Raw genomic sequence first — 12,580 nt, 5'->3', positions numbered from 1 at the left:
GTCTCATCTCAGTCCGGCCCTCGTGCCAAGAACCTCATGACCCACAACACCTAGGCGTGCCCGCCGCGTCGCGTCAGGGGACGGGCGACGGGCGGCGGGTCAGCCGAGGGCCACGAGGACGGCGACCTGGAGGGCCGTCGCACCCACGAGGATGCCGCTCGCCGGGCCGAGGGTGCCGGGACGACGGCCGCTGAGCAGAGCGCCCAGCATGACGGGGGCGATCACCGCGAGCGCGGCCACGAGCATCGGCACCGCCAGCAGCGTGGGGGTCGGACCGACACCGAGCAGCAGGCTGATCCCGAGGGCGGCGAGCGCGGCGAGGACGGCCCCGGCGTAGGTGGCGGCCTGCGCGATCGGCCCGAGGCGCGGCTTCGCGGCCGTGGCTGCGGACCCCGAGCCGGTCGGGGCGGTGGCTGCCCGGGGGGCCTCCTCGGCCAGGCGCGCCGCGGCTCGCCGCTCGCGGGAGTGGACGTGGTCGCGCCAGGTGCCGGTCGCGGGGTCGATCCATTCGGGGTGGAAGCCGTGCGGGTCGGTGACCTCGGCCGCCCGCTCGCGCGGACCTCCGCCGACGTACCAGGCCGGGCGCGGCACGGCGTGGCTGGGCTGGTCGGCGTCGGGGGCCCGGCCCGGGGCCACGCGGGCCTGCGCCCGGCCGTCCCAGCGGGTCACGAGCCACCAGACGAGCACGGCCAGCGCGCCCAGGCCCAGGAGGGAGCCGGGGCCGCCCACGGCCGGGGCGATGAGGGTGAACCCGGCGCCGAGCAGCAGGTTGAGGGCGCCGATCGCCCCGATCACGCCGATGGCCACGGTGGCGTCCTGCCACTCCCTGCGGCGCAGGCGGCCGAACTGCACGCGTCCGTCGGCGTCGGGGAGCACGGCCCAGGCGGCCGCGTAGGCCAGCAGGCCCAGGCCCGCGGAGACCATGCACACGGCGACGAACACGCCGCGGGCGAGCAGCGGGTCGATGCGGTAGCGCTCGGCCACCCCGCCGAGCACCCCGCCGACCCACGAGGCCGGCGAGCGGCGCACGCCCCAGCTCAGGACGGCGCGGCGCAGCCAGCCCGGCAGGGCGTCCAGTCCGTCGGGGCCGGTCTCGCCCGAGGCGGCTCCGTCGGGGGCGACGTGGGGGCCGGGGCCGGTGAACGGGTCGTGTGTGCTCGTCATGTCTCCATCCTCGTCCGCCTGCGGCCCCCGCCCATCCGGGAACTCCCGGAATCCTCCCCGGATGTGCCGCCCCGTCCGACACGGCAGGATGGGGGCATGCCCACCCCGTCCGCGCCCGCGCCGGCCCCGCGTCCGCCGTTGATGCGGCACGGGGCCGACCGTCCGGTGTCCGGCGTCGCCGCGGGGCTCGCCCGGCACCTCGGGATGCCCGCCGGCCGCGTCCGCGCGGCCCTGGCGCTGCTGAGCCTGCTGGGCGGCGCGGGCCTGGCCCTGTACGTGTGGCTCTGGCTGCTCATGCCGGAGGAGGGTCCGGACGGCGCCCCCGCCGCCGACGCCCCCACCCTGCGTGGTCGCGCCCCCGAGGTGCTCGAGCGGGTGCGCGAGGGCGGCTGGCCGGTGCTGCTGGCCGCCGTGGTGCTCGGCGTGGGCGTGCTGACCGTCGCGGACGGCCTCGGCCTCACCGTCGACTGGGCGCTCGTGGGCCCGGTGGCCGTCCTCGTGATCGGCCTCGGCCTGGCCTGGATGCAGCTCGACCTGGCGGGCGGGCCCCGGGCCGGGCGGAGCGGACGACTGGTCCGCCTCGTGCTCGGCACGGCCCTCGTGCTGCTGGCGGTGCTGGCCATCGTCCTGGGCGCCGTGAGCTCGGGCGAGCTGTGGCGGGCTCTGCTGGCCGCCGTCGCGATGCTCGCCGGCGCGGCGCTGGTGGCCATGCCCTACGCCCTGGCCTGGCTGCGCCGACGCGACGCGGAGCGGACCGCGTTCGCGGTGCAGGCCCAGCGCGCCGAGATCGCGGCGCACCTGCACGACTCGGTGCTGCAGTCCCTCGCCCTCATCCAGCGGCGCGCCCAGGACGCGGACGTGGTGGCCCGGGTGGCCCGCGCCCAGGAGCGTGAGCTGCGTCAGTTCCTCGCCCTGGACTCCCGCGGCGGCCCGCACTCCCTGGCGGAGGCGCTCGACCAGCACGCCGCCGCCGTCGAGGACGCCCACGGGGCCCGGGTGGAGGTCGTGGCCGTGGGGCGGGCCGCGGGGGCGTGGCTCGAGCCGCTCGCGGCCGCGGCACGCGAGGCCATGCAGAACGCGGCCCGGCACGCCGGCGACGCGCAGGTCTTCGCGGAGGCCGGTGAGGACGACCGCGGCCGCACCGTCGCGGAGGTGTTCGTCCGGGACCGCGGCCCCGGCTTCGACCTGCCCACGGTCCCGGCCGACCGGCTCGGCGTGCGGGAGTCGATCCTCGGCCGCATGGAGCGTGCCGGCGGGACCGCCCGCATCCGGTCCGGCCCGGGCGGCACCGAGGTCCACCTGACGCTGGCCGAGCCCGAGGGTGCGCGAGCGCGCACCGGACAGGAGCACCCATGACCGACCCCGCCCCGCGCACGGCCGTCATCGTGGACGACCACGCGATCTTCCGCTCCGGCCTGCGCGCCGACCTGGACCCGGACCGACTGGCCATTCTCGGCGAGGCCGGGGACGTGGACGAGGCCGTCCGCGCCGTGCTGGACCTGGCGCCGGATGTGGTGCTGCTGGACGTGCACCTGCCCGGCGGGGCCGGCGGCGGGGGAGCGGAGGTGGCCGAGCGTGTCCTCGCGCGCCGACCCGCGCAGCGGTTCCTGGCCCTGTCCGTCTCGGACGCGGCCGAGGACGTCGTCGCCGTGATCCGTGCGGGGGCCCGCGGCTACATCACCAAGACGGCCTCCGGCGCCGAGGTGGCGGACGCGGCGGTCCGCGTGGCCGACGGCGACGCCGTGTTCTCGCCCCGGCTGGCCGGGTTCGTCCTCGACGCCTTCCGCGGCACGGCGCCCGCGCCTCCGCCCGTCACCGCTGCGGCGACGAGCGGGGCTGCGGCCCCCGACGAGGACCTCGACCGGCTCTCGGCACGGGAGCGGGAGGTCATGCGGCTGATCGCCCGCGGATACACCTACCGGGAGGCCGGGGCGGAGCTGTTCATCTCGGACCGCACGGTCGAGACCCACGTGTCCTCCGTGCTGCGCAAGCTCCAGCTCTCCAACCGCCACGAGCTGACCCGCTGGGCCGCGCGCCGCGGATACGCCTGAGCCCCGCGGCGCGCGGCGTCGCGGGGCTCAGGGGTGGGGTGTGCGGCTCAGGCGCTGAGCAGGGCGCGGATGCGCTCGACGCCCTCCGCGAGGTCCGCATCGCCCAACGCGTAGGACAGTCGCAGGTAGCCGGACGGGCCGAACGCCTCGCCCGGGACCACGGCGACCTCCGCCTCGTCGAGGATGAAGGCGGCCAGCTCGGCCGACGTCGTGGGGGTGACGCCCCCGCGGTAGGTCTTCCCGAGCGCCTCCCGCACGTCCACGTACGCGTAGAACGCGCCCTGCGGGGTGGGGCAGTGGAAGCCCGGCACGGCGTCCATGGCCTCGACCATGGCCCGGCGCCGGCGGTCGAACGCCGTCTTCATCTCCGCCACGGCGTCCAACGGGCCGGCGACGGCGGCCAGCGCGGCCCGCTGCGACACGTTGGCCACATTCGAGGTGGCGTGGGACTGCAGGTTCGTGGCGGCCTTGACCACGTCCAGCGGACCGGCCATCCAGCCGACGCGCCAGCCCGTCATGGCGTAGGTCTTGGCGACGCCGTTGAGGATCACGGACTGCTCCGCCAGCTCGGGCACGGCGCGGACGATCGAGGTGAACGGCATGCCGTCGTAGGTCAGGTGCTCGTAGATCTCGTCGGTGACCACCCACAGCCCCCGCTCCCGTGCCCACCGGCCGATCGCCGCCGTCTCCTCGGGGGAGTACACGGCGCCGGTGGGGTTGGAGGGGGAGACGAACAGGAGCACCTTGGTGCGGTCCGTGACGGCCTCGTCGAGCTGGTCCACGGTGACCTTGTAGCCCTGCTCGGGGCCGGCGAACACCTCCACCGACACGCCCCCGGCCAGGCGGATCGCCTCGGGGTAGGTGGTCCAGTAGGGGGCGGGGACGAGCACCTCGTCCTGCGGGTCCAGCAGGGCGGCGAAGGCGTTGTACACGGCCTGCTTCCCGCCGTTGGTCACGAGCACCTGGGCGGCCTCGAGGGACACGCCGGAGTCGCGCAGCGTCTTGGCCGCGATCGCCTCGCGCAGCTCGGGCAGGCCGGCGGCGGGGGAGTAGCGGTGGTTCTTCGGGTCCCGGGCCGCGGCGACGGCGGCCTCCACGATGTAGTCCGGGGTGGGGAAGTCGGGCTCGCCGGCGCCGAAGCCGATCACCGGGCGCCCGGCGGCCTTGAGCTCCTTGGCGCGGGCGTCGACGGCGAGGGTGGCGGAGGGGGCGATGGCGGACAGACGGGCGGAGACGCGGCGGGCGGGCGCGGCCATGGGGACCTTCTTCGAGCTCGACGGGGAGGGCGGGGCGGAGCGGGGCTCCGTCCTGCCAGGGTACTGACTGCCCGGGGCCCGTTCGACTCCCGCCGCCCGATGGCGTATCCTGGATCTCCGGTACCGCGTTCACGGTCGATCCCACGAGGGTTCGGCCGGCTCCGTCGGTCCGAAGGGTAGTGGCGCAATTGGTAGCGCAGCGGTCTCCAAAACCGCAGGTTGCAGGTTCGAGTCCTGTCTGCCCTGCTCGATGCCGAGCCTTGTGCTCGGCATCGGACGTGTAGAAAGCGATTCGGCGATCCGACGAGTGAGGCCACGTGACTGAGATGGCGGCGAACGGCGGGGGGCCCGCCCCCACGCCGAGCAGGCAGCGTCGCGGGCTGTTCGCGCGGATCGCGCTGTTCCTGCGCCAGGTGGTGGACGAGCTCCGCAAGGTCGTCACCCCCACGAGCGAGGAGCTGCTGCGCACGACCGGAGTGGTGCTCGCCTTCGTGGCGTTCATGATCCTGCTGGTCATGGGGCTGGACTGGGTGTTCGGCACCGTGGCGGGTCTCCTGTTCGGCGCCGGCGGCCTCTGAGCCCGGCGCGGACGGTCCCGACGTCGCAGGACGCGTCCCCCGCACGCCCGTGAGGGCCCTCCCCGACGGCAGGGCCCGCCGTCCGTCAGCAGAAAGCAGGAACCGTGTCCGAGCAGGAACTGGATCGTCAGCCCGCCGAGGAGTCCGTCCCGATGTCGGAGGACGCCGTGGCCGAGGAGACCGCCGAGACCGCGCAGGACGCCGGCACGCCCGTCGAGGACGCCCTGGACGAGGTCGCCGGCAGCGGTGACGAGACCGCCGAGGCCACCGTGCAGGAGGCCGACCTGGCCGTCGCCGAGGGCGAGGACGCACCGACCCCCGTCGAGGAGCAGTCCGACGACGAGCCCGCCGTGGACCCCGCCGAGGAGCTGCGCACCCGCCTGCGCCGCCAGCCCGGCGACTGGTACGTCGTCCACACCTACGCCGGCTACGAGAAGCGCGTGAAGACGAACCTCGAGGCCCGCATCCTGACCCAGGACATGGAGGACTCGATCTACGAGATCGAGGTCCCCATGGAGGAGGTCGTGGAGATCAAGAACACCACGCGCAAGATCGTCTCGCGCGTGCGCATCCCGGGCTACGTGCTCGTCCGCATGGACCTCGACGACGCCTCGTGGGGCGTCGTACGGCACACCCCGGGCGTCACGGGCTTCGTGGGCAACGACGCCCACCACCCGCAGCCGCTCAGCCTGGACGAGGTGTACGACATGCTCGCCCCGTCCGTGATCCAGGAGGCCGCCCGCGCCGCCGAGAAGGCCGGCCTGGCCGTCCCCGCCGCGGCCGAGTCCGGCGCGCCCGCCGCCCCCGCGATCCACGTGGACTTCGAGGTCGGCGAGTCGGTCACCGTCAACGACGGCCCGTTCGAGACCCTCCCGGCCACGATCTCCGAGATCAAGCCGGAGGCCCAGCAGCTCGTGGTGCTCGTCTCGATCTTCGAGCGCGAGACCCCCGTGACGCTGTCCTTCAACCAGGTGACCAAGGCCATCTGAGGACACCCGACGCTTCCGCACCGGGCCGGCCGCCTGCCGGCCCGGACGCGGCACCGGCCGCCGCGCCACGGCGGCCACCGCCCCCGGTGCGCTCCTGCGCCGAGGGTCCCCCAGTGAGAGAAGGATCCACTCATGGCTCCCAAGAAGAAGGTCACCGGTCTGATCAAGCTTCAGATCCAGGCCGGCGCCGCCAACCCGGCCCCGCCCATCGGCCCCGCCCTGGGCCAGCACGGCGTGAACATCATGGAGTTCTGCAAGGCGTACAACGCCGCCACCGAGTCGCAGCGCGGCAACGTGGTCCCGGTCGAGATCACCGTGTACGAGGACCGCTCGTTCACCTTCGTGACCAAGACCCCGCCGGCCGCCGAGCTCATCAAGAAGGCCGCCGGCGTCGCCAAGGGCTCCGCCACCCCGCACACGGCCAAGGTCGGCACGCTGACCCAGGCCCAGTGCGAGGAGATCGCCCAGACCAAGATGGAGGACCTGAACGCCAACGACGTCCAGGCCGCCGCCAAGATCATCGCGGGCACCGCCCGCTCGATGGGCATCACCGTCGAGGGCTGACGCCCACCCCCACCCCCTTCCAGTGGCAGGGCCGAGCGCGGCCCGCAGACCACGACTGCACAAGGAGAAGAACGCAGATGGCACAGCGCAGCAAGGCATACAAGGCGGCCAAGGCCGCGATCGGCGAGGATCTGTACTCGCCGGTGGAGGCGATCCGCCTCGCCAAGGAGACCAACCCCTCCAAGACCGACGCCACCGTGGAGGTGGCCCTCCGCCTCTCGGTCGACCCCCGCAAGGCCGACCAGATGGTCCGCGGCTCCGTGAGCCTGCCCCACGGCACCGGCAAGACCGCCCGCGTCGTCGTGTTCGCCACCGGTGACCGCGCCGAGGCCGCCCGCGCCGCCGGCGCGGACGTCGTGGGCGACGACGACCTGATCGCCCGGATCTCCGAGGGCTGGGTGGACTTCGACGCCGCCGTGGCCTCCCCGGAGCTCATGGGCAAGGTCGGCCGTCTGGGCAAGGTGCTCGGCCCCCGCAACCTGATGCCGAACCCCAAGACCGGCACCGTGACCCCGGACGTGGCCAAGGCCGTGGCCGACATCAAGGGCGGCAAGATCGACTTCCGCGTCGACAAGCACTCCAACCTGCACTTCATCATCGGCAAGACCTCCTTCGAGGCCAAGGCCCTGGTGGAGAACTACGCCGCAGCCCTCGAGGAGGTCCTGCGTCTGAAGCCGTCCTCCTCCAAGGGCCGCTACATCTCCAAGGCCACCGTGGCCACCACCTTCGGCCCGGGCGTGCCCATGGACCCGAACGTGACCTCGGTGGACTCCTCCGAGCTCTGAGCCACGCGGCCCCGGTGATCGGGGCCCACGACGTCGGCCGGTCGTCCCCGCAGCGGGGACGACCGGCCGGCGTCGTCCCGGGTCGATTTTGCGGGCCCGCCCCGGACGTGTACGCTGGTGCCTACCGAAGACCGCCGGTCGTGGTGCCCTGCCTCCGGGCAGAGCCCACCGAAGGATCTCCCTGACGGAGACGGCCCGCGCAGGTGAACGTGAGCCACGCTCGCATCCGCACGTCGACCCTCCGGGTCCGGCCGCGTCGATGCTCCTGCTGCGCCCCGTGCATCTGCACGGGGCGCTTTCTCGTCTCGGGGTGGCGGTTCCCACGCATCATCGAGAGGAGTGCCATGGCGACGTCCGCGAAGGAGTCGGCGGTGGCTGAGCTCACGGACCTGTTCCGTGAGTCCAGCGCCGCTGTTCTGACGGAATACCGTGGCCTGACGGTGACGGAGCTCAAGCAGCTGCGCGACTCCATCCGTCAGGACGCGACCTACGCCGTGGCGAAGAACACGCTGGCCGAGATCGCGGCCAAGGACGCCGGTCTGGAGGGCCTCGAGGCTCACCTGTCCGGTCCCACCGCGATCGCGTTCGTGACCGGGGACCCGGTCAACGTCGCGAAGGCCCTGCGTGACTTTGCCAAGGATCACGAGAAGCTCGTGCTCAAGGGCGGCTACATGGATGGCCAGCCCCTGGACGAGGCCGGCATCAAGAAGCTCGCGGACCTCGAGTCCCGCGAGGTGCTGCTGGCCAAGTTCGCCGGCGCGATGAAGGGCAGCATGTCCAAGGCTGCCGCCCTGTTCCAGGCGCCGCTGTCCAAGACCGTCCGCACGGTCGAGGCGCTGCGCGCCGCGCAGGGCGAGGCTGCCTGAGCAGTCCGCCCCGGGCTGCACGGCCCACCACTTCACACGTAGTCAAGACGTACCCGTAAAGGAGCCATCATGGCCAAGCTGACCACCGAAGAGCTGCTCGCCGCGTTCGAGGAGCTGACCCTCATCGAGCTGTCCGAGTTCATCAAGGCGTTCGAGGAGAAGTTCGACGTCACCGCCGCCGCCCCCGTGGCCGTGGCCGCCGCCGGCGGTGCCGCCGGTGGTGCCGAGGCCGCCGCCGCCGAGGAGAAGGACGAGTTCGACGTCGTCCTCGAGGCCGCCGGCGACAAGAAGATCGGCGTCATCAAGGAGGTGCGCGCCCTCACCTCCCTCGGCCTGAAGGAGGCCAAGGACCTGGTGGACGGCGCTCCCAAGCCCATCCTCGAGGGCGTCAACAAGGAGACCGCCGAGAAGGCCAAGGAGCAGCTCGAGGGCGCCGGCGCCACCGTCACCCTCAAGTGATGATCGCGGCCTGAGCCGCATCACGCCTCCTCACGAGGCCCCCGGACCCGCGCTGCGGACCGGGGGCCTCGTGGCGTCCCGGGTCACGCACCCCCGGCTGGACAGGGGCGACGGGCGCGGATAGGATGGATCTTTGCATCTCCCCTGTTCCGTGCCGCCCGCAGGACCTCGCGTCCCGCCGTGGCCCGCACGGTTCCGCACGGCCTTCATATAGCGGTGGGCCGGCGCCGCCGTCTCGCGGCAGGGGAGCGAACGGAACCCAGAAGGCCTGTGGAAGGATCCTACGTGGTCGCCTCGAGCACCTCCAACGAAACCGCTACCGTCTCCCCGCGATCCGGCGCCTCCGCCGGACGCGTCTCCTTCGCCAAGATCTCCGAGCCGCTGGACGTGCCGGACCTGCTGGCGCTGCAGACCGAGTCGTTCGACCGCCTGATCGGCAATGAGCGGTGGGCCGCGCGCGTGGACGCCGCCCTGGCCGCCGACGACCACTCCGTGCCCGTCACCTCGGGACTGACGGACATCTTCGAGGAGATCTCCCCGATCGAGGACTTCCAGGGCACCATGTCCCTGTCCTTCGCCGAGCCCGAGTTCGCCGACGCGAAGATGACGGAGGAGGAGTGCAAGGATCGCGACGCGACCTTCTCCGCCCCGCTGTACGTCAAGGCCGAGTTCATGAACAACACGACCGGCGAGATCAAGCAGCAGACCGTCTTCATGGGCGACTTCCCGCTGATGACCCGCAACGGCACGTTCATCATCAACGGCACCGAGCGCGTCGTCGTCTCCCAGCTGGTCCGCTCCCCGGGCGCCTACTTCGAGCGCACCCCGGACAAGACCTCGGACAAGGAGATCTTCTCCGCGAAGATCATCCCCTCGCGCGGCGCCTGGTTCGAGCTCGAGGTGGACAAGCGTGACCAGGTCGGCGTCCGCCTCGACCGCAAGCGCAAGCAGCCCGTGACGGTGCTGCTCAAGGCCATGGGCTGGACCGAGTCCCGCATCCTGGAGGAGTTCGGCCACTACGACTCCATCCGCGCCACCCTCGAGAAGGACGGCACCGCGGACCAGGACGAGGCCCTGCTCGACATCTACCGCAAGCTGCGCCCGGGCGAGCCGGCCGCCGTCGACGCCGCGCAGACGCTGCTGAACAACCTGTACTTCACCCCGAAGCGCTACGACCTCGCCAAGGTGGGCCGCTACAAGCTCAACCGCAAGCTCGGCGTGGACGTGCACCTCGGCGACCCCAACGCGTCTGTGCTCACCGAGGACGACATCGTCCAGATGGTGCACTTCATCGCCGCGCTGCACGCCGGCGAGACCGTCATCAAGGGCACGCGCGACGGCGAGCCGGTGGATGTGCGCGTGGAGATCGACGACATCGACCACTTCGGCAACCGTCGCATCCGTGCGGTGGGCGAGCTGATCGAGAACCAGATCCGCACCGGCCTGTCCCGCATGGAGCGCGTCGTGCGCGAGCGCATGACCACCCAGGACGTCGAGGCGATCACCCCGCAGACCCTGATCAACATCCGCCCCGTGGTGGCGGCGATCAAGGAGTTCTTCGGCACCTCGCAGCTGTCCCAGTTCATGGACCAGAACAACCCGCTGGCCGGCCTGACGCACAAGCGTCGCCTGTCCGCGCTCGGCCCGGGCGGCCTGTCCCGCGACCGTGCCGGCATGGAGGTCCGTGACGTCCACCCGTCGCACTACGGCCGCATGTGCCCCATCGAGACCCCGGAAGGCCCGAACATCGGCCTCATCGGGTCGCTGGCGACCTTCGGCCGGATCAACTCCTTCGGCTTCATCGAGACCCCGTACCGCCGCGTGGTCGACGGCCGGGTCACGGACACCGTGGACTACCTGACCGCCGACGACGAGCTGGCCTTCCAGATCGCCCAGGCGAACGCCCCGGTGGATGAGGACGGCCGGTTCGAGGAGGAGTTCGTGCTCTGCCGCCAGCGCGGCGGCGACGGCGAGCCCGTGCTCTCGACCGTGGACGAGATCGACTACATGGACGTGTCCCCGCGCCAGATGGTGTCGGCGGCCACCGCCCTGATCCCGTTCCTCGAGCACGACGACGCCAACCGCGCGCTCATGGGCGCGAACATGCAGCGTCAGGCCGTGCCGCTGCTCCGCTCCGAGGCCCCCTACGTGGGCACCGGCATGGAGAAGTACGTGGCCGTGGACGCGGGCGACTCCGTGACGGCCACCCAGGGCGGCGTCGTGACCGAGGTGGCCGCGGACCTGGTGACCGTCATGAACGACGACGGCACCACCACGCACTACCCGATCATGAAGTTCGCCCGCTCGAACCAGGGCAACGCCTACAACCAGCGGGTGCGCGTCTCCGAGGGCGAGCGGGTGGAGCCGCTGAGCATCATCGCCGACGGTCCCGCCACGGACAACGGCGAGCTCGCGCTCGGCAAGAACCTCCTCGTCGCGTTCATGCCCTGGGAGGGCCTGAACTACGAGGACGCGATCATCCTGTCCCAGCGCATGGTCTCGGAGGACGTCCTCACCTCGATCCACATCGAGGAGCACGAGGTCGACGCCCGCGACACCAAGCTGGGCGCCGAGGAGATCACGCGCGACATCCCCAACGTGTCCGAGGAGGTGCTCTCGCAGCTCGACGAGCGCGGCATCATCCACATCGGCGCCGAGGTGGAGGCCGGCGACATCCTGGTCGGCCGCGTGACCCCGAAGGGCGAGACCGAGCTGACCCCGGAGGAGCGCCTGCTGCGCGCGATCTTCGGCGAGAAGTCCCGCGAGGTCCGCGACACGTCCCTGAAGGTGCCGCACGGCGAGTCCGGCACCGTCATCGGCGTGCGCATCTTCGACCGCGACGAGGACGACGACCTGCCCCCGGGCGTGAACCAGCTGGTGCGCGTCTACGTGGCGCAGAAGCGCAAGATCACCGACGGCGACAAGATGGCCGGCCGCCACGGCAACAAGGGCGTCATCTCGAAGATCCTGCCGCTCGAGGACATGCCGTTCCTGGCGGACGGCACCCCGGTGGACATCGTGCTGAACCCGCTCGGCGTCCCCGGCCGCATGAACCTCGGCCAGGTCATGGAGCTGCACCTGGGCTGGGCCGCCTCGCGCGGCTGGGACATCCAGGGCGAGCCGGAGTGGATCAAGGACCTGCCGAACTTCCCGCGGCAGTCCGGTCCGGTCAACGTGGCCACCCCGGTGTTCGACGGCGCCGAGGCGTACGAGATCACGGGCCTGCTCGGCCACGTGAACGTGACCCGCGACGGCGACCGTCTCATGAGCGACAGCGGCAAGGCGCAGCTGTTCGACGGCCGCACCGGCGAGCCGTTTCCGGACCCGGTGTCCGTGGGCTACATGTACATGCTCAAGCTGCACCACCTGGTGGACGACAAGATCCACGCCCGTTCCACGGGCCCGTACTCGATGATCACGCAGCAGCCGCTGGGCGGTAAGGCCCAGTTCGGCGGCCAGCGCTTCGGCGAGATGGAGGTGTGGGCGCTCGAGGCGTACGGCGCGGCGTTCACCCTCCAGGAGCTGCTGACCATCAAGTCCGACGACATCCACGGCCGCGTGAAGGTCTACGAGGCCATCGTCAAGGGCGAGAACATCCCGGAGCCGGGTGTTCCCGAGTCCTTCAAGGTGCTCATCAAGGAGATGCAGTCCCTCTGCCTGAACGTGGAGGTCCTCTCCGCCGACGGCCAGGCCATCGAGATGCGCGACGCGGAGGACGAGGTCTACCGCGCCGCCGAGGAGCTGGGCATCGACCTCTCCCACGCCGAGCCCAGCTCGGTGGAGGAAGTCTGAGCCGGGCCCGATCCCGCATCCACAAGACGTCACCTGAGAACCACTGAACCAAGGGAGTTCACCGGAGCATGAGCGT

Annotated in this window: 11 protein-coding genes and 1 tRNA gene; 10 read left to right on the top strand and 2 right to left on the bottom strand. The window is 72.1% G+C overall.

Going from position 1 to position 12,580, the window contains the following annotated elements; all coding sequences use genetic code 11:
- Positions 1 to 99: 99 nt before the first annotated feature.
- Positions 100 to 1,164 carry a PspC domain-containing protein gene (locus NR072_RS08690; protein ID WP_049146284.1) on the bottom strand — a complete coding sequence of 355 codons (1,065 nt, stop codon included), beginning with the start codon at positions 1,162 to 1,164 and terminating at the stop codon, positions 100 to 102.
- A 96-nt stretch (positions 1,165 to 1,260) separates the two neighbouring features.
- Here NR072_RS08690 and NR072_RS08685 point away from each other — a divergent pair, with 96 nt between their 5' ends.
- Positions 1,261 to 2,520, top strand: coding sequence for an ATP-binding protein (locus tag NR072_RS08685; protein ID WP_036317738.1), 1,260 nt, complete (start codon positions 1,261 to 1,263; stop codon positions 2,518 to 2,520).
- The gene (locus NR072_RS08680; protein WP_036317741.1) at positions 2,517 to 3,215 is read left to right on the top strand and encodes a response regulator transcription factor; all 699 of its coding nucleotides are present in this window, start codon (positions 2,517 to 2,519) and stop codon (positions 3,213 to 3,215) included. Before NR072_RS08685 ends, NR072_RS08680 begins: the two co-directional genes overlap by 4 nt.
- Positions 3,216 to 3,262: 47 nt before the next feature.
- Here the strand turns inward: NR072_RS08680 and NR072_RS08675 are convergent, their stop codons facing one another.
- Positions 3,263 to 4,471 (bottom strand): pyridoxal phosphate-dependent aminotransferase, encoded by a 1,209-nt coding sequence (locus NR072_RS08675; RefSeq protein WP_129043863.1) that lies wholly within the window; start codon positions 4,469 to 4,471, stop codon positions 3,263 to 3,265.
- Positions 4,472 to 4,644: 173 nt separating this feature from the next.
- Here NR072_RS08675 and NR072_RS08670 point away from each other — a divergent pair.
- From NR072_RS08670 to rpoB, 8 genes are all read left to right on the top strand, one after another.
- Positions 4,645 to 4,717, top strand: a tRNA-Trp gene (locus NR072_RS08670).
- A gap of 80 nt (positions 4,718 to 4,797) precedes the next feature.
- Entirely contained in the window at positions 4,798 to 5,049 is a 252-nt protein-coding gene (gene secE / locus NR072_RS08665; RefSeq protein ID WP_036317743.1) for a preprotein translocase subunit SecE, read from the top strand.
- Between the two features lie 104 nt (positions 5,050 to 5,153).
- The gene (gene nusG, locus NR072_RS08660; protein ID WP_036317744.1) at positions 5,154 to 6,038 is read left to right on the top strand and encodes a transcription termination/antitermination protein NusG; all 885 of its coding nucleotides are present in this window, start codon (positions 5,154 to 5,156) and stop codon (positions 6,036 to 6,038) included.
- 132 nt (positions 6,039 to 6,170) lie between these two features.
- Entirely contained in the window at positions 6,171 to 6,602 is a 432-nt protein-coding gene (rplK, locus tag NR072_RS08655; RefSeq protein ID WP_010080374.1) for a 50S ribosomal protein L11, read from the top strand.
- Between the two features lie 77 nt (positions 6,603 to 6,679).
- Positions 6,680 to 7,387 carry a 50S ribosomal protein L1 gene (rplA, locus tag NR072_RS08650; RefSeq protein ID WP_036317746.1) on the top strand — a complete coding sequence of 236 codons (708 nt, stop codon included), beginning with the start codon at positions 6,680 to 6,682 and terminating at the stop codon, positions 7,385 to 7,387.
- A 344-nt stretch (positions 7,388 to 7,731) separates the two neighbouring features.
- The gene (gene rplJ / locus NR072_RS08645) at positions 7,732 to 8,253 is read left to right on the top strand and encodes a 50S ribosomal protein L10 (protein WP_002854782.1); all 522 of its coding nucleotides are present in this window, start codon (positions 7,732 to 7,734) and stop codon (positions 8,251 to 8,253) included.
- Between the two features lie 69 nt (positions 8,254 to 8,322).
- A complete protein-coding gene (gene rplL, locus NR072_RS08640; RefSeq protein ID WP_036317747.1) occupies positions 8,323 to 8,712 on the top strand; it encodes a 50S ribosomal protein L7/L12 in 390 nt (129 codons plus the stop codon).
- Between the two features lie 285 nt (positions 8,713 to 8,997).
- Positions 8,998 to 12,504 (top strand): DNA-directed RNA polymerase subunit beta, encoded by a 3,507-nt coding sequence (gene rpoB, locus NR072_RS08635; protein WP_036317750.1) that lies wholly within the window; start codon positions 8,998 to 9,000, stop codon positions 12,502 to 12,504.
- The last annotated feature ends 76 nt before the right edge of the window (positions 12,505 to 12,580 follow it).

It is taken from the genome of Micrococcus sp. Mcc89 (genome assembly GCF_024519795.1).
Taxonomy (GTDB): Bacteria; Actinomycetota; Actinomycetes; order Actinomycetales; family Micrococcaceae; genus Micrococcus; species Micrococcus luteus.
Note: the sequence above shows the minus strand (reverse complement) of the source record. Positions and strands in the feature narration are given on the sequence as shown.